The sequence below is a fragment of the Enterococcus sp. DJ147D b genome (assembly GCF_058216655.1).
Genome location: NZ_CM177104.1, coordinates 1,209,469 through 1,235,349, shown reverse-complemented (window position 1 = coordinate 1,235,349; position 25,881 = coordinate 1,209,469). Strand labels below are relative to the sequence as shown.

Annotated in this window: 24 protein-coding genes and 1 pseudogene; 7 read left to right on the top strand and 18 right to left on the bottom strand. The window is 35.7% G+C overall.

The features are described from left to right. Positions 1-1,066, top strand: a pseudogene (locus AC4BD1_RS05940) (type I restriction endonuclease). A 132-nt stretch (positions 1,067-1,198) separates the two neighbouring features. After that, a complete protein-coding gene (locus tag AC4BD1_RS05935; RefSeq protein ID WP_490485983.1) occupies positions 1,199-1,588 on the top strand; it encodes a YxeA family protein in 390 nt (129 codons plus the stop codon). 74 nt (positions 1,589-1,662) lie between these two features. On the opposite strand, the gene AC4BD1_RS05930 is transcribed toward AC4BD1_RS05935, so the two are convergent. The 4 genes from AC4BD1_RS05930 to AC4BD1_RS05915 form a co-directional block, all read right to left on the bottom strand. Beyond that, entirely contained in the window at positions 1,663-2,379 is a 717-nt protein-coding gene (locus AC4BD1_RS05930; protein ID WP_490485982.1) for a transaldolase, read from the bottom strand. Between the two features lies 1 nt (position 2,380). After that, the gene (gene ulaA / locus AC4BD1_RS05925) at positions 2,381-3,751 is read right to left on the bottom strand and encodes a PTS ascorbate transporter subunit IIC (RefSeq protein ID WP_067481908.1); all 1,371 of its coding nucleotides are present in this window, start codon (positions 3,749-3,751) and stop codon (positions 2,381-2,383) included. 62 nt (positions 3,752-3,813) lie between these two features. Continuing rightward, positions 3,814-4,095, bottom strand: a complete 282-nt coding sequence (locus AC4BD1_RS05920; RefSeq protein WP_206909584.1) for a PTS sugar transporter subunit IIB — start codon at positions 4,093-4,095, stop codon at positions 3,814-3,816. Further along, entirely contained in the window at positions 4,095-4,562 is a 468-nt protein-coding gene (locus AC4BD1_RS05915) for a PTS sugar transporter subunit IIA (protein WP_206909583.1), read from the bottom strand. Before AC4BD1_RS05915 ends, AC4BD1_RS05920 begins: the two co-directional genes overlap by 1 nt. Positions 4,563-4,823: 261 nt before the next feature. Between AC4BD1_RS05915 and AC4BD1_RS05910 the strand changes: the two genes are divergently transcribed. Next, positions 4,824-6,734 carry a BglG family transcription antiterminator gene (locus AC4BD1_RS05910; protein ID WP_490467236.1) on the top strand — a complete coding sequence of 637 codons (1,911 nt, stop codon included), beginning with the start codon at positions 4,824-4,826 and terminating at the stop codon, positions 6,732-6,734. A 123-nt stretch (positions 6,735-6,857) separates the two neighbouring features. On the opposite strand, the gene AC4BD1_RS05905 is transcribed toward AC4BD1_RS05910, so the two are convergent. The 8 genes from AC4BD1_RS05905 to ulaG form a co-directional block, all read right to left on the bottom strand. After that, on the bottom strand, positions 6,858-7,457 hold the full coding sequence (locus AC4BD1_RS05905; RefSeq protein ID WP_490467235.1) for a hypothetical protein: 600 nt from the start codon (positions 7,455-7,457) through the stop codon (positions 6,858-6,860). A 278-nt stretch (positions 7,458-7,735) separates the two neighbouring features. Continuing rightward, positions 7,736-8,452 (bottom strand): L-ribulose-5-phosphate 4-epimerase AraD, encoded by a 717-nt coding sequence (araD, locus tag AC4BD1_RS05900; RefSeq protein WP_206909577.1) that lies wholly within the window; start codon positions 8,450-8,452, stop codon positions 7,736-7,738. Then, positions 8,439-9,299, bottom strand: coding sequence for an L-ribulose-5-phosphate 3-epimerase (locus AC4BD1_RS05895; protein WP_490485981.1), 861 nt, complete (start codon positions 9,297-9,299; stop codon positions 8,439-8,441). Before AC4BD1_RS05895 ends, araD begins: the two co-directional genes overlap by 14 nt. A gap of 2 nt (positions 9,300-9,301) precedes the next feature. After that, positions 9,302-9,943 (bottom strand): 3-keto-L-gulonate-6-phosphate decarboxylase UlaD, encoded by a 642-nt coding sequence (locus AC4BD1_RS05890; protein ID WP_490485980.1) that lies wholly within the window; start codon positions 9,941-9,943, stop codon positions 9,302-9,304. Between the two features lie 14 nt (positions 9,944-9,957). Beyond that, entirely contained in the window at positions 9,958-10,257 is a 300-nt protein-coding gene (locus tag AC4BD1_RS05885; RefSeq protein WP_206909571.1) for a PTS sugar transporter subunit IIB, read from the bottom strand. A 42-nt stretch (positions 10,258-10,299) separates the two neighbouring features. After that, the gene (gene ulaA, locus AC4BD1_RS05880) at positions 10,300-11,790 is read right to left on the bottom strand and encodes a PTS ascorbate transporter subunit IIC (protein ID WP_490485979.1); all 1,491 of its coding nucleotides are present in this window, start codon (positions 11,788-11,790) and stop codon (positions 10,300-10,302) included. Positions 11,791-11,801: 11 nt separating this feature from the next. Next, a complete protein-coding gene (locus tag AC4BD1_RS05875; protein ID WP_206909567.1) occupies positions 11,802-12,260 on the bottom strand; it encodes a PTS sugar transporter subunit IIA in 459 nt (152 codons plus the stop codon). Positions 12,261-12,277: 17 nt separating this feature from the next. Next, complete coding sequence (gene ulaG / locus AC4BD1_RS05870) at positions 12,278-13,345, bottom strand: L-ascorbate 6-phosphate lactonase (RefSeq protein WP_490467230.1); 1,068 nt, start codon at positions 13,343-13,345, stop codon at positions 12,278-12,280. 210 nt (positions 13,346-13,555) lie between these two features. Here ulaG and AC4BD1_RS05865 point away from each other — a divergent pair, with 210 nt between their 5' ends. Then, positions 13,556-14,320, top strand: coding sequence for a DeoR/GlpR family DNA-binding transcription regulator (locus AC4BD1_RS05865; RefSeq protein ID WP_490485978.1), 765 nt, complete (start codon positions 13,556-13,558; stop codon positions 14,318-14,320). A 213-nt stretch (positions 14,321-14,533) separates the two neighbouring features. Here the strand turns inward: AC4BD1_RS05865 and AC4BD1_RS05860 are convergent, their stop codons facing one another. The 3 genes from AC4BD1_RS05860 to AC4BD1_RS05850 all read right to left on the bottom strand — a co-directional run bounded on the left by AC4BD1_RS05860 (position 14,534) and on the right by AC4BD1_RS05850 (position 18,236). After that, positions 14,534-15,913: an FAD-dependent oxidoreductase gene (locus AC4BD1_RS05860; RefSeq protein ID WP_490485977.1), complete on the bottom strand. Its 1,380-nt coding sequence runs from the start codon at positions 15,911-15,913 to the stop codon at positions 14,534-14,536. A gap of 170 nt (positions 15,914-16,083) precedes the next feature. Beyond that, entirely contained in the window at positions 16,084-17,247 is a 1,164-nt protein-coding gene (locus AC4BD1_RS05855; RefSeq protein WP_206909561.1) for an SAM-dependent methyltransferase, read from the bottom strand. A gap of 521 nt (positions 17,248-17,768) precedes the next feature. Beyond that, entirely contained in the window at positions 17,769-18,236 is a 468-nt protein-coding gene (locus AC4BD1_RS05850) for an Rrf2 family transcriptional regulator (RefSeq protein ID WP_490467227.1), read from the bottom strand. Positions 18,237-18,348: 112 nt separating this feature from the next. On the opposite strand from AC4BD1_RS05850, the gene AC4BD1_RS05845 reads away from it, so the two are divergent. Next, entirely contained in the window at positions 18,349-19,197 is an 849-nt protein-coding gene (locus AC4BD1_RS05845; RefSeq protein WP_490467226.1) for an SDR family oxidoreductase, read from the top strand. A 174-nt stretch (positions 19,198-19,371) separates the two neighbouring features. Here AC4BD1_RS05845 and AC4BD1_RS05840 read toward each other — a convergent pair whose 3' ends face one another. The 3 genes from AC4BD1_RS05840 to AC4BD1_RS05830 form a co-directional block, all read right to left on the bottom strand. Continuing rightward, positions 19,372-20,241, bottom strand: a complete 870-nt coding sequence (locus AC4BD1_RS05840) for a histidine phosphatase family protein (RefSeq protein WP_490467225.1) — start codon at positions 20,239-20,241, stop codon at positions 19,372-19,374. A gap of 380 nt (positions 20,242-20,621) precedes the next feature. After that, complete coding sequence (locus tag AC4BD1_RS05835; protein ID WP_206909557.1) at positions 20,622-20,924, bottom strand: hypothetical protein; 303 nt, start codon at positions 20,922-20,924, stop codon at positions 20,622-20,624. A gap of 266 nt (positions 20,925-21,190) precedes the next feature. Further along, positions 21,191-21,958 (bottom strand): MerR family transcriptional regulator, encoded by a 768-nt coding sequence (locus AC4BD1_RS05830; RefSeq protein ID WP_206909555.1) that lies wholly within the window; start codon positions 21,956-21,958, stop codon positions 21,191-21,193. Between the two features lie 77 nt (positions 21,959-22,035). Between AC4BD1_RS05830 and AC4BD1_RS05825 the strand changes: the two genes are divergently transcribed. Both AC4BD1_RS05825 and AC4BD1_RS05820 read left to right on the top strand, forming a co-directional pair. After that, positions 22,036-23,766, top strand: coding sequence for an ABC transporter ATP-binding protein (locus AC4BD1_RS05825; RefSeq protein ID WP_490485976.1), 1,731 nt, complete (start codon positions 22,036-22,038; stop codon positions 23,764-23,766). A 4-nt stretch (positions 23,767-23,770) separates the two neighbouring features. Then, on the top strand, positions 23,771-25,561 hold the full coding sequence (locus AC4BD1_RS05820; RefSeq protein ID WP_206909550.1) for an ABC transporter ATP-binding protein: 1,791 nt from the start codon (positions 23,771-23,773) through the stop codon (positions 25,559-25,561). Positions 25,562-25,881: the final 320 nt, after the last annotated feature.

Sequence of the window (25,881 nt, the reverse complement as noted above, 5' to 3'; positions counted from 1 at the left end):
ATGGAGTCGGAAAAATTCCAAGATACTTTAAAACAATTAGGAAAAAGAGTCATTGAATTAAAAGATGATATTGGTACAGAAGAAGCAACTAAAACTTCTCTTATCATGCCTTTTTTTTTCAGCATTAGGTTATGACATCTTTAATCCTACAGAATTTGTTCCTGAATTTACAGCGGATGTTGGCATAAAAAAAGGAGAAAAAGTTGACTATGCCATAGTACTTGACGGTATACCCACAATTCTTATAGAAGCAAAATCAATTAACGAACCTTTGACAAAGCATGATTCACAACTATTTAGATACTTTGGTACAACCATGTCAAAATTTGGTATTCTAACAAATGGTGAAGAATATAAATTCTTTACCGATTTAGACGAGCCTAACAAAATGGACCTCTCACCCTTTTTAACTATCGATATAACAAATATTAAGGATAATCAAATTCCTGAGCTAGCAAAATTCCATAAAGACAACTTTGATGTAGATAAAATTACTAGTTCTGCTGCCGAACTTAAATACTTAAGTTCTCTAAAAAATTATCTTACTTCGGAACTCAATGATCCTACTGAAGACTTCGTTAAGTATCTTCTCGGTGAAATATATGATGGGATGAAAACCAAACAAACAATTGAAAAGTTTAAACCGATAATTAAAAAAGGATTGAATCAATTGATCTCTGAAAGAGTAAATGATAAATTAAGTGCCGCTCTTAAAACTTCTGTATCCGTTGAGGAAAGGGATAATCCATCAGATTCTGATACAACAGACAGTTCGGATAATGATATTATAACCACACCTGAAGAACTAGAATCATATACAATTTGTAAAGTTGTCTTAAAAGATACTATTCCTTTGGACCGACTCTTCTATCGTGACAATAGAAGTTACTTCAATATCTTACTTGATAATAATATTAGAAAGTGGATTTTACGCGTATACTTCAACATCAATAGCATGAAAATTGAATTAAATGATGAAAATCATACTGTATATGAACTAAAAGAACCTATTGATATCTACAATCATTCAAAGGAAATCATTGGTGTTGTTACTAACTTTCTATAATTCGCAATTAAATGGATAGCTAATCTTGATTGCATTACTCACTCTTCTTGCAAAACTGTTAGTACCCTGTTAGCCCAAACTTGGAGCAACCTTGCTATACTAGGACATATTTCTAGGAGAAAAGGTGATAAGATGAAAAAAGTGATTGGTTTAGTTTTTTTAGTATTATTGGCTTTTGGTGGATTTAAAGGGTATCAGTATTATCAGGATACTTACGTTGGCGAAATCGCCTATGCACACGTGCCAAACGAAGTCCCAACTAAAGTGAAACATAAAAGTGAAAGCGGGATTGGTGACAATAGTCCTTGGTATTCTTACGATTACGACCTCACTTTTGTTAAGGAAGACGGCTCAACTGAAAAACGCGATATTCAGATTTCTAATGACAATGCAGAACCATTAAGTCCAAATTCATATGTCAAAGTAAAAATGAGTAAAAAACGAATCATCGAAGGTCCCAACGCAATTGATCAAAAAGACTTACCTGAGAAAGTAAAAAATAAACTAGTAACTGCTAACTAGTCCAATAAACGTAATAAAAAGAGAAGCTTGGAACAATCAAACGATTGCTCAAGCTTCTCTTTTAGTTGATTGAGTTATTCTTCATCTAAAATAGTAAATCCTAACGTTTGGATATCTCGATTGAACATTTTGACTGTTTCCAGTGAAAGTTCATTCAGATCCATGTGGTACATCGACAATTTAGAGAGAATTGCAGGTGTAACTGTAATAATATCAACACCTAACTGTTCCGCTTGCACGATATTGTAAACTTCTCTGGAACTTGCCCAAAGTAATTTGGTTCCTTCTTTACGGCGACAAATTTTCAACGCCTTTTCCATCAATGGCAATGGATCAATCCCGGTATCAGCAACGCGTCCAGCAAAAACCGATACGATGTTTTCAGTTCCCTTTGCTAGTGCATCAACTGTAGTTTCTACTTGTTCTAAAGTCATGATAGCCGTGATGTTAAGTTTCAACCCTTTTTCTGATAATCGTTGAATTAATTCGGTCGATGCTTCGCCTTTCGTATTCATGACTGGAATTTTGACATAAACATTATCACCCAATGCGGCGAGTTTCAAAGCTTCCTTTTCCATCGTCGCAAAATCATCGGCAAAAACTTCAAAACTGATAGGTAATCCTTCAACTTTTTCCAATACTTCTTTTGCAAAAGCGACATAATTCGTGATTCCTGCCTGCTTCATCAAACTAGGATTAGTTGTAAATCCCGAAACGATTCCAGCAGTTTTCATTTTCAACATCTCTTCAATCACTGCACCATCTGAATAAATATCAAGGTTAAAATTCATTTTAATCAAGCTCCATTTCTTCATTATTAATTGCTGTTTTGGATGGTCGAATAATACTTGGGGCAATCAAAGCGACTAGAACTGCCACAATGATGACATAAATCCCCGTTTGTCCAAATTGACCACCAACTTTTCCTAATAAAATACCAATCCAACCAAAGTCAAAATCACCAAAGGTTGCATTTGAAAACCCTAACTGTCCTAAAACTGGTAGTAATAAGGCTGGTAAAAAGGCTAAGAATAAGCCGTTGACGAAGGAACCAACCACTGCGCCACGTCTTCCCCCAGTAGCATTACCATAAACACCTGCAGTCGCACCACAGAAAAAGTGTGGAACTAATCCTGGAATAATCAACACACCACCAAAAGCACCGAGAATGAACATGCCAATCAAACCACCAACAAAACTTGAAATAAAGCCAATGATAACTGCTGTTTGTGCATATGGGAAAAATACGGCACAGTCAACAGCTGGCACAGCATTTGGAATGACCTTATCAGCAATCCCTTGAAACGCAGGTAATAAATCAGCAAGAATCATGCGAACACCAGAATAAACAATTGTAACGCCTACTGCAAACTTCAATCCACAAAGAATCGCGAACAAGTACGGTGATTTTCCATCTGATAAAGTTGAAACAAATTCAGGTCCTGCTGCAATTGCAGAAATCAAATAAAAGATTACCATCGTTAATGCCGTGGAAATTGTCGTGTTTCGCAAGAATCCAAATTTTTCTGGCACTTGAATATCTTCTGTCGACTTTGAGCCTTTCCCAACGATGCTACCAATAAACGCTGATAAATAATAACCAATCGAGCCAAAGTGTCCCATAGCGATTTCATCGCCATCAGTGACGCGAAGGGTATATTTTTGACCAATTGCTGGAGAGATCGCGCTCCATGCACCTAAGAAAAAGCCGCCGACTAAAATCAAAGAAGTTCCAGAAAAGCCAACTGCACCTAATACTGCCGATAATAAACACGCCATAAAGAATGAATGATGACCAGTTAAAAAGACATATTTATAACGAGTAAAGCGTGCGACTAATAAATTAACAATCAGTCCAACAATTAAAATTGACATTGTTTCAACACCAAGAATTTTTTGTGCGACAGAAGTTACAGCTTCATTATTTGGTACTACTCCTGTAATGTGAAATCCTTTTTCAATCATTTGAGAAAGTGGATCTAAATTTCCACTAATAACGTCTGCACCTGCCGCTAACATTAAGTAACCAAGAATTGGACCCAATGTTCCAGTTAAAATTTTGTGTCCGGGTGCTTTCATTGCAACCAATCCAACCAAAGCAACTAATCCCATCAAAATTGCTGGTTCACTAAACATATCCTTGAGAAATTCCAAAAATTCCATTATGAATCCTCCTGTTTTATTGATCTATTTAATCCTCTTATACGGCCATATAAGATAATTGATTATCTGTTACTGAGTTCTTCTAATACTGGTAAAATATCTTCTGAAATTTTTTTCTTGTCTGCGTAACTTCTAACGACAGCAACTTTTTTGTTTGCAGGAAACTGCTTGGCAAATTCATCGACTGTTACAAAAAGATCAGGCTCTTCACCTAACGCTGCATTAAAATCACTGGATTTCGCATCAACTTCAAACCCATTCTTTTTGGCAATCTGATTGATTTTCATCGCCAATAAATTACTACTACCAATTCCATTCCCACACACTGTAATAATTTTAATCATTAAAATTCCTCCTCTTCTTTGATAAACTTTTCTGCTAATTTTATAAATGCTGCTTTTGTCGATGTCTCTAATAATGCGTCAACTTTTTCTTCTTCATCAATTAGTGCGGAGATTTTTTGAAGCATTGCTAGATGCGCTTCATTATTATCCGTTGCTAAACAAATAATGAGATACACCTCTTTTGCATCGCCAAAAGAAATTGGCTCAGCTAATTTCAAAATACTAAATCCTGTTCCTAAAGCGCCCGCTTCTGGTCGAGCATGAGGCATTGCAACTCGTGGTACTAATACCATGTACGAGCCCATTTCTCGAACGTTTTTGATCATTGCCTGAATATACTTTTCTTCAATGATCCGCTCTTGTAATAAAGGTTCTGCGGCTAACTTTACTGCTTCTTCCCAGTTAGCAACTTTTGATTGGAATGTCAGATGCTTTTCACATAAATAGTGCTGTTTGATTTCTTTCACTCGATTACCTCCTTGCTATCCATACTATAAATGAAATCGCATACATTCGATACCACTTCTATTTCCCTTTCAAACTGGAAAAAGATGAATTTTTTAGTTCAAGGATTTCCTTTATTAAACGGAAATCATTCGACTAGCTTCGAACTAATCATAGTACCTTGACATTGTAAGCATTTTCTATCTTTTTGATTTCTTACCTAAATCTGCCAATTGTAATTCAGATCATTCCTATATATGATAACAATTAAGGGGGAGATAAGTATGTTTGCGTACAAGAGGTTGAATCAGTTGTTTCAGCGACTCTATAGCGAAAAAAATTGTTCAAGTGAACAACTAGCTTCTGATTTTTCGGTTTCTAAGCGAACAATCAGAAATGATGTGAAAGAACTAAATGATTTTCTATCAAAATATGATACAACAATCGTGCTCAAAAGAGGCGTGGGATACGAAATGTTACACAAAGAAAATGTTCAAGAACTATTTACTGAGCTACATTCACAATCAACTACACCATCCCACCAATTAGAAACTTCTGAAGACCGAATCAGGCAATTATTGTTTTTATTCTTATTCTCAGAGCAAGAAAAATCACTAGACGAACTGTGCAATCAATTATATGTCGGACGAACGACGATCTTAGGTTATATTCGCCAGCTTCGTTTATTACTTGCTTCTTACGACGTCAAAATCACTTCAAAAGTTAATATTGGCTACAAAATCATGGGGGAAGAATCAGCTATTCGTCAAGTAATCTCAGATCAATTGATTGAAAAAAACTTTGAGAGCTATATCTCACAATTTTCACGAGATGAATACGAACTGTTTCACGAAATCAACTTAGTCGAACTATCTCAATTAGTAACAGATTTTTTCCCACCTGATCTGTATAAAATTTCTGACTATCATCGAAAAAACTTTGTTATTCACTTAGCAATTGCTATTCTTCGAGTCAAAAATCAGCATCATCTTGAATCCGTTTCCAGTTTTTTTGTCATCGATGAAAAGATTCAATCTTCAATCAGAAAACTTTTAGCAGCTATTGAAAAAAAGAATCAAGTCAGATTTGATCTTCAAGACGAAATTTGGCTACAGAATCATCTGTTTTTAGATTTACAACAGCCACAACATTCTAGTAGTCAAACAACTAAAATCTATCAATTCATTGACCAGATGTTGATGGAAATTAACGAAATGATTGGTGAAGATCTGCAACAAGATGACATTTTACGAAAGGATCTCTTTACCCATTTTTCTAGTTATCTGACATTAAAGGAGATTATGAAAAATAAAAAAAATCCCCTATTATCGGAGATCAAAAAGAATTTTTCGTATGCGTTTGAGCTAGCAGTTTTGGCAACAAACAATAGTAAATGGCTAAGCACTTTTGAGTTCACAGAAGATGACATTGGGTACCTAGCTTTGCACATTGCAGCAGCTATCGAACGAAAAAAAGCACACACAACAGATAAAAAACGAATTTTGGTTGTCTGTGGTCAAGGTGTCTCGACTAGTCGACTGATTGAAGCGATGTTAAAGAAGCGTTTTGCTGATCAGTTAGAAATCGTTGATACTATTTCTTACGCAGCTTATCAAACAAAAAAACTAACAACTGTTGATTTTCTCATCTCAACAGTTCCACTTAAAAATAAACAGATTCCTGTTATCCAGATCGATTTTTTAGATATCAAACAAGGAATGGAGAAAATTGAAAAACTTTTAGTGGAGGAAGAAGAAAAACGCCATTTTTTAAGCCTGTTCGATCCAAGTTTATTTGTCGTCAACAATCAACAAATTACGCGGGACGAATTAATCCAGTCAATCGGAACGATTTTACAAGAACAAGAAATTGTATCTGAAGATTTTATTGCAAAAGTGATTGAACGAGAGCAAATTGCACCCACGAATATCACGAATTTGATTGCCATTCCTCATGCAATCGATGCATCGATCCAGCAAACAAAAATTTTTGTTTATATCTCGAAAGAACCGATTGTCTGGCGTCAAACTGCAACAGTCAAAATTATTTTTCTGCTGGCAGTTGCTGAAGAAGATAAAGAGCAACTACAAGTTTTTTTTGAATATTTATCTGATCTAGTTGAAAATCAAAAACTACAGCAAAAGATAGCTGACGCGCAAAATTTTGAACTGTTTTTATCCACTATTCGTTACTAAAAAGAGTGTTGTTTCATGAATAACCTAAAGCAAAAGTCTAGGGATTCATGAAACAGCACTCTGTTTTTTTACAAATCATCGTTCGTTATTCAAGTATATTTTTTTATGTAATAAAATTTCAACTTAATTTTGATTGACAGCTTCCTCAACTTGAATGTGCCATTTTTGATTATCTCCACCATTTTTTGGGAATGTAATCAACTGATGATTTTTTCCCAAATGTAACTTTGGCGCGTCCATTACTTTACCATTATAAAGGCTTTCTAAGTAATAAACTTCCTTATCCTTATGTACATCATCTTCAACTAATCGCCAGAAGCTTCGTTCATTAGGATACTCTATTTCTGTATTGATAACCTCATTACCTTGAGCATCTTTCACAGAAGATGCGATTAAATATTTAGGATATCTCCATGGTTCATCTTCATCGAATACAGCAGGAACATAGTGCGAAGAAATAGAATAAGCATCTTCTTGTTCATTATAGGACATGAGCCATTTTTGGCTATCAATTTTTTGGCTCAAATCTGTCGATATTTCTGAAGTTTCTATGTCATAATCAACGACCCACCAAGGATCTAAGACACTCTGGATTGTAACGAGTTTATCGTCGTATTTCGCTCCAGCATCATTCGCGCTCGCCGCCACTGTTTGATTACCGCTTACAATTCCAAATACCACAATCGTGAAAGTTGCTAGCCCTGCCTTGACTCCTTTTTTCATTAAGATTCCTCCTCTATTTTTGAATAACGACTCTGACTACATAAAAATAGTAGCATGTTTTTGTTACCCTTTCCTTTTTTGTATAGCAATACAACAATTTTTTGATTGATGACAACCATATATGTTATAAATGGAATAACTTAGATAGTATTGTTGCAACCTATATTTTTAGCTATTCTTTTGCGGCATATTTCGTGGGCATACACACAAGATAAATAGGACTTCCTACAACTAAAAGAAATCATAAAAGCGATCAATCAATTGATTGATCGCTTTTGCTATTTTTGTCCGTAATAGGCATGGATACCGTGTTTACGATAATAATGTTTATCCAACAAATAGTGTGGGATTTCCTGAATTTCTGGATTGATTTTTTCATTTTCTTTCGCCATCAAACAAATCTCATCTAAAATCAAACTATTTTCTACAGCTTTCGCAGGTGTCTCTCCCCAAGTAAATGGACCATGTCCATAAACGAATACACCAGGAATTTCAGTTGCTTGTAACTTTCTTTCTTGGAAGGCCTCAATAATGACACAGCCTGTATTTTTTTCATAGGCTTCTTTGACTTCTGCTTTCGTCAATTGGCGCGTGCAAGGAATTGTTCCGTAAAAAGCATCTGCATGCGTCGTTCCATAAGCGGGTAAGTCTCGACCAGCTTGCGCCCACATCACAGCGTTCGTCGAGTGTGTATGAACGATCGCATTGACTTGTTCAAAAGCTTCGTACAAAACTATATGTGTTGGCAAGTCGGAAGATGGTTTCATGCTATCCTCCTCTAACAAATTTCCAGCCAAGTCTGTAACAACCATTTGATTTACTGTCATTTCTTCATAATTTACCCCGCTTGGTTTGATCACGATTACACCAAGTGCGCGATTAATTTCACTCACATTACCCCATGTTAATTTCACTAATCCGTATTGAGGCAGTTTTAGATTAGCTTCATACACACGTTGTTTCATTTCTTTGATGATCAGCTCATGCGATAACATAACCTGCCTCCTTTAACTTTGGATAAAGATAGCTTTTTGCTGCTTCAATTTCTTTCTTAAAATCAGGGTTTGTTTCACTCCACATTTCAATCAAAAAGGTCCCATCATACTCTAATCGTTTAAGCGTCTTTAATAAACCTAAGAAGTCCACACACCCTTGACCAAATGGTACATCACGAAATTGTCCCGGGAAATCTTGAGTTAATGGGTACGTATCTTTTAAATGAATAGCGGTAATGTAGTCAATTCCTCGCTCCAACTCAACACTCGGATTGTTCTCCGGCCACGCGGAAAGATTGCCTAAATCAGGATATACTTGTAAATAAGGCGAGTGAATTTGTTGTTTTATTTCCAAAAATTTAGTCATTGAATTCATAAATGGATCATCCATAATCTCAATGGAAAGAAGGACACCATATTCCGAAGCCATTTTGATACTTTCTTTCAGGCCATCAATGAAAGCTTCTCGTGAGAACATTGATTTTTTTTCATAGTAAACATCATATCCTGCTACTTGGATAATCTTGACATTTAATTTGTGAGCAAGCTTGATTGCTTTTTGCATGATTGCTTTTGCTTTTTTTTGATTTGCTATGCTTGCAGAGCCAAAAGGAAATCTTCGATGACCACTTAGGCAAATCGAATGGATTCGGATGTCTGTCTCCAACATCTCTTCACGTAGTTTAGCAATCATTTCAGTAGGCCAATCCAGACGAGCTAAACGCCCATCTGTTTCATCAATAGACATTTCAATAAAGGAAAATCCCATTTCCTTTGCCAATTCAAAACGTTCTTTCCAAGAGATATTTTTAGGTAGAGCTTTTTCATAGATGCCGATTTGAGCCATGACTATTCCCCCCAAATACGAATGATTTCTTTTTTGAAGTCATTTGCAGCCTTAACTGGATCAGTTGCATCAGAAATTCCTCTCCCAGCAATAAAATTAGAGACATCGATTCCGGAAAATAATTGAAGTGTACTAATGGTTAAGCCTCCCGTAACAGATACATCAAATCCCATTTCAATCAATGTTTTGACTTTTGACAAATCTTTTTCACTCCAAGTTTCACCAGAAAATAATGCATCTCGACTTTGATGATAAATTACTTGTTTAATACCAATTTGTCGCCACTCGGTTGCTTGTTGATAAGTCCAGTCACCATATAGCTCTACTTGTAGTTCTTTAACTTCTTTTTGGGCAGCCTCCATAGTAGGAATTGTGGCGCAACAGATAACAGTCATGAAATCAGCACCAGCTTTCGCAACATTTCTAGCCACGGTTCCACCTGCATCCGCACATTTTGTATCAGCCACGATTGTTTTTTCTGGAAACATACTACGGATGCAACTAATCGCTTTCCATCCCTCTTGCAAGCATAAAATTGTTCCAATTTCAATAATATCGACGATTTTTCCAACTTTGATAACGTCTGCTAACGCATGTTCCAAATGATTGTGATCTAAAGCAATTTGTAATGTTGGTCTACTCATTTTGTTGTGCTCCTTTATTTAGTTTTTTGATAGAGTTCTGACTCAGCAAATTTTTCACTGATTTCTTTGGCTGACATGACATTTTTGATTCCAATAACGGTGATCCCCTTCTTCTGCGCTTGAGCAAACATAGTCAAAAAGTTTACTGGTGTAAAAACTACATCATATTGTGTTGCAGAACTTTTTCCTTCTGAAATGGAACAATGATGAATTTTAGTGATCGGTATACTTAATTCTTTCATCGCCTTTTCCACACTTCTCATCATCATCAAACTTGTTCCTGATCCATTTGCGCAAGATACTAAAATTCTCATTTTGATTTCCTCCTAAATGTTCACTTTGTTTTCCTTATTTACTTAGTTTTGTTTTTGATATTTTTCTGCATATTGTTCGTAATCATCGACAATCATAAAGTACCCATCTGGATTTTTACGGTATTGCAATTGCGGAATAATCAACAAACCAATCACAACTATGGCAATTCCAACATATCCTAAAACCTTCATGATAATTGTAAAGAGCGGCCATGCTGTAGCCCAGTCAAACATTCCAATATACCCACCAAATTTGGACATACCAATCCATGTGGCAAAAATGGCAGATCCACCAACTTGAATAATTCCAGAAATGAATGGGAAAAGACAAGCGGCTTTAAACCCTCCACGATTGTTAGCAAAAACAGCGATTACTGCATTGTCAAAGAACAGTGGGATAAATCCTGCAATCACAATGGTTGGTGACTTAAACAAAATGAGTAAAGCAATCATCAAGAATTGACCTAAAGCGCCGAATAAAAAGCCAATCGTTACAGCATTTGGTGAACCAAAACCAAACGTAGCAGCGACATCAATTCCCGGTACTGCTCCCGGTAAAATTGTATTTGAAATTCCTTGGAAGGATTGTGTCAGCTCATCAACGAATGTCCGGACACCTAATTGTAAAATAGCAAGATAAACTGCGAAGTTTAGTGATGTTGTCATAATATAGAATAAGAAGCTTTGACCCTCTTGCATAAACTCAGCTTGGATTAAATAATCTTGCCCTAAGACCAATAAGATAATGCCAAAGAAGAAAAGCATTAATAAAGAAGTTGCTACCATGTTTTCATTGAAAATTGACAAGAATCCTGGCAATTCCATATCTTCTATTTTTTTATCAACTTTTTTGGATTTATTTTTTCTCTTATCACGCTTTTTCATCCATTCAGCTAACTTGGCAAAGATAAAAATCCCAAACATTTGTTGATGCGCCACGGCAAACCCAGCACCTTCTGTCAATTCTTGCGTAATTCCAACTGTTAAATTAGAGGCAACGGCCCAGTAACACCCTAGAATCAGGCCCATAAAAATCAAGACTTGGATTCTGCCTAAATCTGGAAAACAGAACAGCAAAATCCAGAATGCTGTTGCAGACTGTTGAATCTGGACATTTCCAGTGGTAAAGACTGAGCGCAACTTCGTATATTTTTGAAAACGTACAAGTAAAATATTCATGACAAAAGCAATCAATAACAAGATCATCACATCGCCAAACGTTCGACCAAAAGTTTCCATTAACCCTGCATCTACTGCATTTTGACCAAAATATGGATCGGTAACCATTGCATCCAAGTTAAATCGCTCTTTTAAACCAACTAAAATTGGTCGAAAGTTGTTGACTAATCCTCCAGAACCAACCGTCAAAATGAAGTAACCAACCGTAGCTTTAAGGAAACCCGCAAGGCACTCATACAATGGTCGTTTTAATAAAAGATAGCCCAGCAGAACAATAAAACCAATGAGATATGCTGGCTGAGTTAAGATGTTTGTTGCAAAATATGTCCAAATATTTAATAAAAAGTCCGCCATCACTTTTCCTCCTATAACTTGTACTCTTGCATCACCATTTGATATTCCTCAAGCGAATGAGTTGCTGCTAACCGGTCAATCAAACCATCTGTCATCAATAACTCAGATAAACGTTGAATGTTTTCCACGTGTTCTTTTGGGTTTTTAGCTGCTAAAGTAAAAAATAAAATTGCTGATTTCTCTTCACCGTCACTTTCAAACTGAATGGGATCCTGCATCTTTGTAAATGAGATAGCTGTACCAAACACGCCTCGACTTTTCTCAGAAGAATGTGGCATAGCAACTTGTGGAACAATGACGATGTAAGGACCATATTCTTCGACACAATGAATGATTTCATCAATATAGGTTTGATCAATTAGTTGTTTATCTAATAATAGTTGGCAGCTTTCATTAATTGCTTCTTTCCAATCAGTGATTTTTTTATCGGAATATTTTACCAAGTCATTATCGAAAAAATAGTTCAGCATGCTGTTTTACCTCTTTTCTATAGGAATGATGGAAATGGTGTATCGTTTTCTACAGTAAATACATCGTCAAAGCCGCGGTAAAAATTAAATTCCAAATCATCCTTATTTGTTGGATAAGTAAACTTACCTCCAACTTGCCAGATGTAAGGTTTGAACGCATATTTCAAACGATCTTTTTTAAATTTCCAAATCTCAGTAATTTCTTTTGGATCAGCCATAAAGTTTGCCCAGATATCATAGTGAACTGGAATAACTACTTTCGCATTTAAAGACTCTGCCATTCGTAACATATCAACAGAGGTTACTTTATCAGTGATACCACGAGGATTTTCTCCATATGCTCCCAGGCAAACATCAATTTCATGTTCATTCCCATGCTTGGCGAATAAATTTGAATAATGTGAATCTCCTGCGTGATAAAGATTACCTCCTGATGTTTCAAATAAATAATTCACAGCGATCTCATCCATGTCTTGTGGCATCGTTCCTTTTAATGTTACTTCTGGATCTTCGCAGGTAACTAATGCCGTACGATCGAAAGCCTCTAACGCAACAATCGTGATATCATTGATTTTCACTTCATCCCCAGGCTTAACAATCATCGTTTTTTCTTTTGGAATTCCCCACTTCAACCAAGTATGCACTACTTCCTTAGGTCCAATAAATTTTGCTGTGGGACAGTTTTGATGGACTGCTGCCGCTGTATTGATATCCAAATGATCGGAATGGATATGCGTAACAACTAAAGCGTTTACATTTTTGATTTCAAATGGATCGATTACGAATGGTTGTGTCCGTAAGTTGGGCTGCATTTTTTGCACACCACTCATTCGCATCATTTGATGGCCTTTTTTCATCTTACCGTTTCCATGACTGCGTTTCCCCGTCCCGCACCATAAATCACATAAGATATTGGTACCTGCATCACTCTTTAGCCAAATACCTGTACAGCCTAGCCACCACATTGCAAACGTTCCTTGTTTTACTTCTTCTCTTTCAATTTCTTCATTTAAATAAGTGCCCCATTCTGGGAATGTCTCTAGAATCCAGCTTTCTTTTGTCACATCGGTGATCTGTTTAGTCATTTTCATTGCTCCTTTCTTAATTACATTTAAATCATAATGTGTCAAAAAGAATCTGAGAACCCTTTTATATGATTGTTTGAAATTTATATGACGTTATTGACAGTTTTAATGATTTTTTTAGTATGATAGATGCAGTTAAAGAACTTTATATGATTCTTCGGAGATAAAAAATCATTTAATTTAAAAAGAAAATTATATAGGAGGTTAAAGGTGAAAAACTCACTGGCAAATATTGAGGAACGAAAAAAAAATATTTTGGACTTACTTCAACAACAAGAGCAAATGACTGCTCTTGAGTTGTCTGAGAACTTAAAGGTTTCAATCAGCACGATTCGCAGAGATCTAAACTTACTAGAGGAAAAAAATGAGATTATTCGAACGTATGGTTCTTGTTCTTATAATTATGAGAACAACACTGATTTCGATCAATCTGGACCAGAACGATTGAAACAAGCAATCGCTCGCGAGGCAAGTAAATATATTAATGATTATGACACTGTCTTTATAAATTCAAGTTCAACTGCTTTAAAAACGATTGAATTTGTTCATGCAAATCATCTAACAGTTGTGACAAATAATGTAAAAATCAACTATTCTTATCATAAAGAAAACTGTAATTACATTTTAACTGGAGGCGAGATGCGTTTTCCAAAGGAAGCTTTAGTTGGTGACATCGCTTTAAATACAATTTCTTCTATGAATGCTGATGTTTGCATTATTGGATGTAGCGGAGTAAGCCTTGACAACGGTGTAACAACAAAAATTTTGAATGAGTCTACCATTAACGAAATGATGATTCGGCAAACTTTCAAGTGTAAAATTCTTGTTGCTGATCATCGAAAAATCGGTTTAACATCAAAATTTAAAATTGCGGATGTTTCTGCCTTTGACTATCTGATTACGGATCGCTTTTGCTCTGAAAAAGTTTTGACCGACATTCGAAACACTGGTGTTAAAGTTATCCAAATCAGTTGAAGTAACAAAGCATCTCTATTTTGAATATGAATGGTTCTGCTTTTTTGTCATTGTCATTCGTACACACCGATTTATCTATTTAAAATTCTTTCATTCATTTCATCACCTAATTCCTTCTGAAACGAAAAAAACATCTTCCAAAAGTTAAACAAACATCTGGAAGGTGTTTTTTATTTTTAATTAGCTAGAAATCATCGTATAAATATACGAAAATTATTCAATAAATTCTTTTTCAGCTAATGCATGTTGGGCTGCCAAATTCACTAAGCTCCATTGGCGGTCAAATCCTGGTTGGAAGAAAAGGTCTGCCTCAGCTAAATCTTCTAGGGTCAATTTTTGTTGAATTGCCAAAGCTAACACATTTCCTTGAGCAGTAATATCATAGGTTGATAACACAGCTCCACCCAAAATTTGATGGGTCATTGGATCGAAGAACAATTGAACAGAAACACTTGTATTTCCGAATTTTTCTGGTACATATTTAGGTCGTAATGTATCTTCAAAATAAGCTGAAGCGATCGATACACCTGCTTTATCTGCAGTAAAACTATTCAAACCACTTGCAGCAAAATGATAATCAAACACACTCAAAGCTGATGAGCCGATCACTCCGCCAAAAGGTTTATTTGGGATACTTTCAAATAAATGTTGAACAACATAACGTGCTTCTCTTCTAGCCACTGTTGCCAAAGCAATCGGCATTTTTGTACGTGCTGGAATCGAATAAGCAAGTGTTGCATCACCAACAGCGTATACGTCTGGGAGATTTGTTTGTAAGTATTCATTGGTTACGATCCAACCACGTTTGTCTAAGTCAACCGTTCCTTCCAACCATTCAGTATTGGCTTTCACTCCTGCTGCTTGAATGATTAAATCAGTTGGAATTTCTTCGCCGTTTACTTGAATAGCTGAAACTTTCCCATCTCCTAAAAATGCTTCAATTTTTGCGCCAGTCATTACTTGGATTCCTTTTTCTGTTAGATGTTTTTCTAAAATATCTGTCATTTCTTGGTCTAGATAAGTTCCCAATGGGCGATCAATCATATCTAAAAGTATTACTTCTTTTCCGGCTTTACAAAAAGCTTCTGCTGCCTCGATACCGATGTATCCGGCACCAATAACTGCTACTTGTTTAACATCAGGGTTGTTGAGCTTTTCTTTGATTTTCGTTGCCCAGTTATATCCACGCATCAAATAAACATTTTCTAAATCAGTACCTGGAACTGGAAGAGAATTGGGTGTAACACCAGAACTTAAAATCAATTTGTCATATGCATAATCAGTAGTTTGATCTTCCAGTGTATTAGTGACAGTCACTGTCTTTTGATCCGCATTGATTGCTTTTACTAAATGATTATTCAAAATGTGGACATTTTCTTCTGGAAAGTTTTCTGGTCGGAAGTTTCTGACATCATTTACGTCTGTTACTTGGTCCTCTAAATAAAGTTCCATGCCACACGACATAAACGAAATATAGTCTCCAGCCTCAAATAACGTAATCTCCACATCTTCACCATATCTAGATAATAACTCTAAAATAGATTGATGTCCGCCATGTGATGCACCTACAATAATAACTTTACTTTTACTCACGATAAATCTCCTTCCTTATTATAAAATTAATTTCTCCCCTCACAACTCCAGAATAGTACGAACGAATTAATCTGTCATACCATATGCTTGTGAAAAATCAAAAGTTATTTATTATTTCTTATCTAATCATCTGTTTACCGAAAAAAAAAAAGAAGCGAGATATTCGCTCCTTAAACATTTCGATGCATTGGAATCATATTGTTATTTGGGTGAACTAATAAATACTGGATAACATCAATATTGCTAGCTTGAAATGATGCAGCACAAGCCTGTAAATATAGATCCCACATTCGATAAAAGACTTCATCTTTTTGTTCAATCACTTTATCAGCAACTTGGTGGAAATTAGTCGTCCAATGTTCCAAAGTTAATTGATAATCACGACGTAGACTTTCAAGGTCAATTATCTGCAAATCATTTTCAGTCATATGTTCTACTAATTCTGTTACACCGGGTATATAGCCCCCTGGAAAAATATATTTATTGATCCATGCATTTTTTGCACCACCTTGCTGACGACTGATGCCATGGATTAGTGCTGTTCCATTTTTTGCCAAAAGTTTATTGATCACTGCAAAATATTCTTTTAGATTTTCTGCTCCTACATGTTCAAACATTCCAACACTAGTTATATGATCAAAAGTTTCAGTTAAGTCTCGATAATCCTTTAACTCAACCGTAACTAGTTCTTCTAAGTTTTCTTCTTTAATGATTTTTTGAATATGATGGTACTGTTCCTCACTCAAAGTGATTCCACTAGCTTTGACATGATACTCTTTGGCTGCTGTTAAGATTAAAGTCCCCCAACCACAGCCGATATCTAAGAGTGTTTCTCCCGGCTTGATAAATAGTTTATCGAGGATGTGATGGACTTTATTGATTTGTGCTTGTTCCAAGGTGTCCTCTGGTGTTTCAAAATATGCACAAGAATAAGTTAAGGTATGGTCTAGCCACATTTCGTAAAAATCATTTCCTAAATCATAATGGCTATGGATATCATGAGCAGACTGTTTTTTTGTATGTTTTTCTTTTGGTATCCACTTTTTAAAGTTATTATTGTGAAAAAAACCATGTGCTTGATTATACACGTCATAAATTAGTTCTTGTAAGTCGCCTTCAATCTCAATTTTTTTGTTCATGTACGCTTCACCTAGTGCTAATGAAGCATTGTTGATTAGTTCTTTCACTGGGATTTTTTCATTAAAAACAATGTGAAAAGCGACTTCGCCTTCAGTCTCCCCATATTCTTTAGTAGAACCGTCCCAAAACGTCACTTGTGTTTTTTTTGAAAAAGATGGTTTAAATAATTGATTGTATACTTCTTTGTCTAACATTTTACTGCCTCCTGATGCTATTTTCTGACTAAATGCCAAGAATTTCAAAAGATTTGATGCAATTATCACGAAAAACAGAAAATTATCATCTGATTTTAATCAAATTTTTCAAGAAACCCTTAACAAAAAATTTATTCAGGAACTTTATTGTACCCACTACAAAATTCTAATCATTGTCGTGCTGATTCGTACCATTTACCTCATCTCGTTTTTTCATCTTTTTGATGCGTAGAAATTTAATGCAGTCATCCTTTTAGATGTAAACATTTACATACTAGTAGCAAATCTAAAAAATTATTTGTTTTACTTATGGGAGCGTCGTGGTTTCTACAACTAACATTGTTATAGAAACATCAACAAAAGGAGGAATAAAATTATCTTATGTATACAAATAAATAAAGCTACCAAGGTTCCCCAGTAGGTCATTTTTTCCTTGACAGCTTTTTTCGCACTTTCTAGTTTTCTTTAAAGATTTTATATTTAAGTTCACTATTCCTTTGTACTCCTGCATTCTAGCTAGCTTAAAGATATTTTTCTATGATTTTTTTATTTTCTGGTCTTCGTTGAACTTCCAATAAAGAGATATCGTGAAGAATGGTATCCAATGTGATTTGTTCCATCTGTTCTTCCACTTTTTTTTGGAGAAAATCATACTCTTTTAGAAGAACATCTTGGATATTTGCACCAACCACACAATTAGGATTTGTTTTGGGATCGACTTGGATTAGATTCGTATTTCCCTCAATACTTTTATAAATATCTAAAAAAGTTATTTCACTAGGATCTTTTGCAAGAACAGGAGTTGGCTTACCTACTTTTGTGTGTATCAAACCAGCTTTTTTTAAGCTCGCCATAATTTTTCGGATATTAGCAGCATTTGTTTCAACACTGCTAGCAATCATTTCGCTAGAAAGTTGATTTGTATCTTTGAAAAGCTCGATGTAAGCAAGAATGTGGATTGCATCACTCATTTGTATGGAGTATTTCATTTTTAAAGCTCCTTTACATTTATTTCTTGACTTATTTTAACATACTCTTTATGATAAAGGTGTAAATCATATTTGTACAGCTGTCAGACGAAAATTTAAAGGAGTGTTTATTATGAACTATTTAGTAACTGGAGCAACTGGTGGATTTGGAGGCTACGCATTAGAATATCTAAGCAAGCTAGTTGATAAAAAAAGTATTTATGCTTTAGCTCGAGATAATGAAAAAGGAGCAAAATTGCAAGAGGCGGGATTTAATGTTCGAATAGGTGATTATGCGGATGAGGATTCCATGGTTGAAGCTCTGCAAGGAATCGATCGTTTGCTCTTTGTGTCAGGTGCTCCGGGAAATCGACAAGCAGAACATGGGAATGTTGTTAGAGCAGCAAAAAAAGCTGGTGTTTCATATATTGTTTACACAAGTTTTCCTAAGACAGATCAATCAACAAGTCTACTAGCTGCCGATCATTCTTTCACTGAAAAAGAAATAAAACAAGCAGAGATCAAACATACCTTTTTAAGAAATAATTGGTATTTGGAAAACGAAATGCCGATTATTCAGCGCGCATTAGCAACTGGAAAATTTGTATATGTGGCAAAAAATGGAAAAACTGGTTGGGCTCTCAAAAGAGAATATGCTGAGGCTGCTGCAAAAGTTTTGTTTAACAATGACTATCCAGAAATTCTTGAACTATCGAATACACCAATCACCTATTCAGAATTAGCAAGTGCACTAAAGGAAGCAAGTGGTAAGGAAATCGAAGCCGTGGTTGCAGATGAAACGGGATTTATCGACAACTTAGTAGCGGGCGGTCTTCCTCAACCTATTGCCGAAATGTTTCTCTCATTTCAAATGGATATTGAAACAGGTCAGTTAGATGTAGTTTCTGATGATCTACAGAAGGTACTTGGAAAACCTTTAACTAGTCGCCCCAATGCGCTCAAAGAACTAATCGAAGAGTAATTTGGATAACTTACTGATTATTTGCATGAACAGAATGAATACTTTATTGAAAGTAAAATAGAAAAGACCTTGGCTATCCAAAAAAAGCCAAGGTTTTTTCTATTGATTAGTTATCTTATAAAAAATTTTTGTGTATGAACTTTCAAAAAATTGCTATTTACCTAAAAATTTAGTCTATTTATCTTTTGCACCTTTTTCTAAGTAAGATAAATCATTAACTGATTCTACTGTGTATTTGCCATCTTGATAGATAATTTTACAAATACTAGCATTTTTTAACCCAGTTGATGGAACTTCTGCTGACTCATCGATTGATGCGACAAATGAAGCAATTGTCATGCCGTGTGAAGTAACTAATATTTTATCTTGACCTTTTTCTTCTGCTATTTTGACAATATCGTTTACTGCACTCGAAACACGGTCAATGACGGTTTGGTAATCCTCCGCTTGCCAACTCACTTCATCAGCAGCGACGTCATGTTCTTTTCCTAATTCTTCAAGTTTCTTTTCATCTAATTCATGCAAGGTGTCGGCAAACTCTTGAATGGTTTTGACAAATCCTTCTTCACCCATTTCATTTTGCCACTCTTCTAATGTTTTGCCCTGCTCTTTAGCAATTTCACTCCACATTTCAGGATTGGGGATTCCTTCGTAGGTGCCAAAGTTAAATTCACGTAATCGTTTATCGGTGTGTAATGTATCTAAAAGCTTTTCTTGTCCATTATTTTTCAATACTAATGTTGCAGTTTCGACTGCTCGCCCACTATCACTAGAGTAAACTGCATCAAAGTCTACATCTGCTAATCCTCTCCCTAAATCCTCTGCAACAGCGATGCCTGCTGGTGTCAACGGTGCGTCGATCCAGCCTTGTGAGCGATCCGTCGTGTTCAGCATGGTTTTGCCATGTCTCGCTAAATAAATTTCTACTCGGTCTGATTCTTTATTTGCCTCTTTTTCATTGCTTGTTGCTGAATTTGTTTCTTGACAAGCTGATAAAGAAAACATTAATCCAATTATTCCCACTACCTTCAACCATTTTTTCATTTCTATCCCCTTTCTTTTTTAAGCACTTGTAAAAAATTTCATCGAATGCTACAACAACTTACTTTTTAGCACATTCTTTTTTAGTGATGGCAAGTTGCCATACTAATCTAACTCCTCCTTTCTTTAAGCTTCTTGTTACTAAAAATTTCATTTTAGTAACATGTAATTCTATTGCCAACTACCCTTAGATAGAATGACACAAAAAAAGACCTAACCAGCCGAAACTAGTCAGGTCTTGCTTAACTTAATAATCACAATCCTATTGTCTTTCCCTATTCAATTTACTATACAAATAAATTACCATTTATAGAAAGCGCTGTCAAACGTTTTTTCACTTCATATTTCTATTTTTTAAGACTGTCCCTCAGCCTATTTCTACATCAATTGGTTTCCTGCTCAAAATAGTGGTCGATGATTTCTTTGATTCCTTGATAATCTTTGATAACAAATAGATTGGATGGCACTTCAATGATCGGCAACTTTTTTTCATTGATGAATGGCGCCAATTGTCTTGGTACGATCAGGTAATCTACCTGCTCTTTGTCTCGAAGATAATTCAATGAAACCTCATATTCTTTGGAGAAAAACTCTTTTAAGCGTTCCTGATTTCTTAAACCTATAGGAAGTGTGGAATAGGCCAATCCACCGTCTACCGCTAAGACAAAGCAAATTCTCTTTTTCATTATAAACATACTCCTCATCTATAAGATTAGTGACTATTTTTTATCATTCCAAATTCCGGCAATAACGTTCACATTAAATTGATGAATCTAGGATTAATAGTTGAATTAGAAACAAAGGAATTTATCTTGACCTGAAGATCAAAGGTGATTACTTCTATTTTAACCATCTTCTCCCTTCTCTTCATCATGACTTGTTGGTTTCTTTTATCTTACAACGAACAAGATAAATTTCCAAATCGTACTTTTAGACAGATTCACTCGACCGTCTATTGTTTGTTTTTATTTTTGATTTCAATCCATGACAAATAATATTCCTTATCAGATGTCTGCTCATATTGTTTTCTTACGAGAAACTCGCCAATAATTTGCTGAATCTCATAACCTTCGGCTGTTAACAAAGCGACGGCCTCTTGCAGATTATTTCGATCATTATCGGCAGGATCTATTTCAATGATTACTGGTTGGTAATCAAACGCTGGATTGTATTCCCAAAGGATTTCTTCTTCTATTTCACCTTCAAATGTTGCATCGATACAAAAAACATATTCTAACGATTGATTTTTTTCTTGCCAAATAATCCCAGAGTTGCAGTTTTTTTCTAAATATTTTCGTGCGGTAAAGTTTTCATCTAAATCGGCACGAACCATTTTCGTAAAATCAATTTTCAAATCGTGTGTTCCAGTTAAATCAAACCCAGTTGATGAAAGATGTCGTTTTCGTTGCTCAATTTGTGCCATTTCTTCCTTTAATTTTTTAATTTCTTCTGCCAAACGTTTTTCTGTCTGCTCCAATACGTCATAAACTTCTTTTTCTGATTTTCGATAAATTCCCTGAACGTCTTTGATTGATAAACCTAGACTTCGAATGAATTTGACATCGTACAATGCAAACAAATCATCATATGTAAATGTCCGATAATCATTGGCTTCGTTTCGGGAATTCGTTAGCAAACCAATCGAATCCCAATAGCGAATCGTAGATGTTGGCAAGTTCAAAAATTTTGCAGCTTCACCAATAGAAAATGTTTTAGTCATTTGAAAAAACCTCCTTGACCTTAAAGCTACTTTAACCTGTATACTCCATTATTGTCAAAACTAAGGAGGCATGACTTATGAAAGTACTAAAAAATTTCTTGTTACAAAATAAGGGCATCGTTGCTCTGACCAGCAGTTTCATTGTTCTACAAATCATCGGAATCTTAGGAGTGCCTATGTTAGTAGCACAACTAATCAATCTTGGTATTTTAAAAAATGATCTTGATGCAATCAAGCACATCGCTGTTCAAATGATTGTCATTACGATTTTAGGCACAATTGCTGCCGTGATTGGTAGCTATCTATCAGCAATTCTTGGCGGACGTTTTGGTCGCCAAATCAGAAAATCGTTTTTCCAAAAATTTCAAGAACTAAGCATTTCTGATATTGATAAAATTGGCTCTAGCACCCTGCTCACGCGTATGACAAACGATGTGGACAACGTTCAACAAATGATTGTGATGTTTTGTCAACTGATCTTACCTGCTCCAATCATTGCTGTTTTTGCTTTGACCATGACATATCTCAATGCTCCAAACTTATTGTGGATTCCACTGGTAGCCATCGTCTTTTATTCGGTTGTATTATTATTTTTGCTGAAAAAAGGAACGCCTATTGCATTAAGTATTCAGCCCAAAATGGACCGTATTACTACCAAACTAAGAGAGTTTTTTACTGGGATCAATATGATTCGTGCATTCAATAATCAAGACCACGAAGAAGCAAAAACCAATGAATCCTTTACTAATTATGCAAATCAGATGATTCAAGTGAATAAAATTTTCGCTTTCATCACTCCTACCGCTTTTTTGATTATGGGCGTTGTCTACGCATCCATTCTTTGGGTCGGTGGCTACCTAGTTGGCAATCAGACCATCCAAATCGGGAATATCGCAGCAATTACTGAATATGCGCTTTTAGCACTCTCATATCTTATGCTTGCAGCAATGGTTTTTGTGGTCATCCCTCGCTCCGTTGCTTCATTGAAACGACTAGAAGAAGTAATCAATTTTGAACCGTCAATCATTGACCCCAAAGAATCGCCTTCTTTTCAAATCAGAGATGCGAGAGATGCGAGCGCTGCTAGCTATCAAAATGTTTCTTTTGCCTACGGAGAAGAAAGCAATCCAGTGATTGAAAAAATTTCATTGACCATCCTAGCTGGAAAAACAACAGCAATTGTTGGCGCAACTGGTTCTGGAAAAAGTACGTTGATGAAGCTTCTTTTACGAATCAACGACCCTACAAGTGGTGAAATTAGATTGAATGATATCCCAACAACCGCTTTAACACAAAATAGTATTCGTGAACAGGTTGCTTATGTTCCCCAAAAAGCATTTTTATTCAAAGGAACAATTAAATCAAATCTTTTAATGGGAAAAGCGGATGCCACGCCAGCTGAAATTGATCAAGCAGCAACAATTTCTCAGCTAAAACCATTTGTAGATACTTTACCTGATAAATATGAATCAGTCACGGCACAAGGAGGCAGTAACTATTCTGGCGGACAGAAACAACGGATCTGTATTGCACGAGCACTAATCAAACCTGCTTCAATGTATGTATTTGATGACAGCTTCTCTGCTTTGGATTATCAAACAGATGCTGCTTTGCGAAAAGCACTCACCAAAGAATTTTCGAACAAAACACTAGTAATCATTGCTCAGCGTTTGAGTACAATCGCCCATGCTGATCACATCATCCTCATGGACAATGGCAAAGTAGCTGGTGAAGGAACACATCAAGAATTGTTAGGCACCAATAAAATTTATCAAGAAATTGCAGCCTCGCAAGGAATGAAGGAGTGATAAGATGAAACAAAACAACATGGTGGCGAATAAAAAACATGTGATGTATCGCTTTTGGAAATTACATCGTTCTGAACATAAATATTTTTATCTATTGATGTTTTGTAGTTTGCTTGGAAATATTTTAGTGGTTGCAATGACCTTCCTGATGGCATTAGGTATTGATAAAATCGTTGCAATCATCCAACTGAAAGAACCATTGTCAGTGACTCTTGGCTTACTTACAGAGCAATTACTTCCAACGGTCTTACTTTTAGTCCTGTTTTCGCTAATCAGCAGTGGACTTTCTTACGTTCAAGAACGAGCAATGGCGACATTGAGCGAACGACTTACTTTGAATACTCGAAAACTGATTACGAAAAAAATCAAAAAATTACCGATGTCTTTTTTTGATAATCATCAGGTGGGCGATCTGATTAGTCGAACGACCACTGGGTTGAATCAGCTTTCTCAAGTGTTATTGACTGGTGTCAACCAACTATTCACATCTATAGTAACTATTCTTTTTGCAGGAATCATGTTGATTTATATCGACAGTAAGATGTCAATCTTAGTGATCGGTTTACTGGTTCTTAGTGGACTGGTAACGCACAAATTTTCAATGATAAATAAAGAAGTCGCAGACAAAGCGCAAGTGAAACTGGGTAGTATCAACAACGAGATGGAAGAATATCTTTCTGGCGTCATCGTGTCAAAATCCTTTAACCAAGAGAATCAACAAATGGCTGCTATCAGTCAGACAATTGAGGAGCACTACACTGTATTTAAACGTGCGCAATTCTTAAACTTTGCCATCTATCCTTTGTCACGTTTCATTAACCAATCTGCATTCATTTTTAGTGCGATTTTTGGTGCAATGACCGTACTGAGTGGTGGAATAACGATTGGGTTCTTGCAAGCTTATCTACAATATATCAATCAAATTTCTGAACCAATTTCAACAGCTTCTTATGTCATTAACTCGATTCAAGCTGCTATGGCTTCGATTGAACGAATCTTCTATATCTTAGATCATGAAGAAGAACAAGCAGATACAAGTCGAAGAACCATTCAACAGCCTGCTGGAAATATCCGATTCAAAGATGTTCGCTTCGGTTATTCACCTGACAAAACATTGATGAAGAAAGTTGATTTTGATGCGAAAGCAAATCAGAAAATCGCCATCGTTGGGCCAACCGGCGCCGGTAAAACAACACTCGTCAATTTGCTTATGCGCTTTTATGACATCGAATCCGGTCAAATCGAATTCGATGGAATTCCAACGACTGATCTTCCAAGAGAAAATCTTCGTTCCCTATTTGGAATGGTCTTACAAAATACTTGGTTATTTGAAGGTACGATTGCTGAAAATATCGCATATGGAAAAATGGATGCTACGCGAGAAGAAATTATCCAAGCAGCTAAAATTGCTCAGTGTCATCACTTTATTCTGACACTTCCTAATGGCTATGATTCCATCGTAACTAGTGACAATGGCGGAGGCCTATCGCAAGGTCAGCAACAACTGTTGACCATTGCTCGTGTCATTTTGGCAAATCCACCAGTGGTTATTTTAGATGAAGCGACTTCGAGTGTAGATACTCGAACAGAATTACAAATCCAAGAAGCAATGAACTCGTTAACACAAAATCGGACGAGTTTCGTCATTGCCCACCGCCTATCTACCATTGAAAATGCTGATTTAATTTTAGTAATGGATAAAGGCGATATCATTGAAAAAGGAACGCATAAACAACTGTTGAAACGTCCAACACTCTACCGTTCACTTTACAATAGTCAATTTCAGGCAACCTGATTTAGGTAAAAAAGATAATAATAACTATAAAAAAAACAAATCATAAACGTGTTTTAAATACGTTATAATAATATCTATACTAATAAATTATCCCTATCTTCCAACTTAATTTATTAGTACGATATTTTCTCATGTTTGTTATTCCCAAATATTTACCCAATAAAAAAACCACCAACTAGTTGGTGGTTTTTTTGGAATCACTATCAAAAAATTATTTGCTATTTTTCTGACGAATATGGCTAGTTACTGCAAACTCGTTTCCTTCAAATGGCTCAGTTGGAAATCCTCTTTTGCTTATTCTACTATTGATAAACACAGCT

Bases quoted from the DNA above. Each gene is read 5' to 3' on its own strand.
- AC4BD1_RS05850 (WP_490467227.1), bottom strand. From the start codon at position 18,236: ATGAAATACTCCATACAAATGAGTGATGCAATCCACATTCTTGCTTAC.
- AC4BD1_RS05840 (WP_490467225.1), bottom strand. From the start codon at position 20,241: ATGAAAAAATGGTTGAAGGTAGTGGGAATAATTGGATTAATGTTTTCT.
- AC4BD1_RS05825 (WP_490485976.1), top strand. From the start codon at position 22,036: ATGAAAGTACTAAAAAATTTCTTGTTACAAAATAAGGGCATCGTTGCT.
- AC4BD1_RS05855 (WP_206909561.1), bottom strand. From the start codon at position 17,247: ATGTTAGACAAAGAAGTATACAATCAATTATTTAAACCATCTTTTTCA.
- araD (WP_206909577.1), bottom strand. From the start codon at position 8,452: ATGTTATCGCATGAGCTGATCATCAAAGAAATGAAACAACGTGTGTAT.
- AC4BD1_RS05920 (WP_206909584.1), bottom strand. From the start codon at position 4,095: ATGATTAAAATTATTACAGTGTGTGGGAATGGAATTGGTAGTAGTAAT.
- AC4BD1_RS05930 (WP_490485982.1), bottom strand. From the start codon at position 2,379: ATGAATTTTAACCTTGATATTTATTCAGATGGTGCAGTGATTGAAGAG.
- ulaG (WP_490467230.1), bottom strand. From the start codon at position 13,345: ATGACTAAACAGATCACCGATGTGACAAAAGAAAGCTGGATTCTAGAG.
- ulaA (WP_067481908.1), bottom strand. From the start codon at position 3,751: ATGGAATTTTTGGAATTTCTCAAGGATATGTTTAGTGAACCAGCAATT.
- AC4BD1_RS05830 (WP_206909555.1), bottom strand. From the start codon at position 21,958: ATGACTAAAACATTTTCTATTGGTGAAGCTGCAAAATTTTTGAACTTG.
- AC4BD1_RS05875 (WP_206909567.1), bottom strand. From the start codon at position 12,260: ATGCTGAACTATTTTTTCGATAATGACTTGGTAAAATATTCCGATAAA.
- AC4BD1_RS05885 (WP_206909571.1), bottom strand. From the start codon at position 10,257: ATGAGAATTTTAGTATCTTGCGCAAATGGATCAGGAACAAGTTTGATG.
- AC4BD1_RS05905 (WP_490467235.1), bottom strand. From the start codon at position 7,457: ATGAAAAAAGGAGTCAAGGCAGGGCTAGCAACTTTCACGATTGTGGTA.
- AC4BD1_RS05890 (WP_490485980.1), bottom strand. From the start codon at position 9,943: ATGAGTAGACCAACATTACAAATTGCTTTAGATCACAATCATTTGGAA.
- AC4BD1_RS05935 (WP_490485983.1), top strand. From the start codon at position 1,199: ATGAAAAAAGTGATTGGTTTAGTTTTTTTAGTATTATTGGCTTTTGGT.
- AC4BD1_RS05845 (WP_490467226.1), top strand. From the start codon at position 18,349: ATGAACTATTTAGTAACTGGAGCAACTGGTGGATTTGGAGGCTACGCA.
- AC4BD1_RS05820 (WP_206909550.1), top strand. From the start codon at position 23,771: ATGAAACAAAACAACATGGTGGCGAATAAAAAACATGTGATGTATCGC.
- ulaA (WP_490485979.1), bottom strand. From the start codon at position 11,790: ATGGCGGACTTTTTATTAAATATTTGGACATATTTTGCAACAAACATC.
- AC4BD1_RS05835 (WP_206909557.1), bottom strand. From the start codon at position 20,924: ATGAAAAAGAGAATTTGCTTTGTCTTAGCGGTAGACGGTGGATTGGCC.
- AC4BD1_RS05895 (WP_490485981.1), bottom strand. From the start codon at position 9,299: ATGGCTCAAATCGGCATCTATGAAAAAGCTCTACCTAAAAATATCTCT.
- AC4BD1_RS05910 (WP_490467236.1), top strand. From the start codon at position 4,824: ATGTTTGCGTACAAGAGGTTGAATCAGTTGTTTCAGCGACTCTATAGC.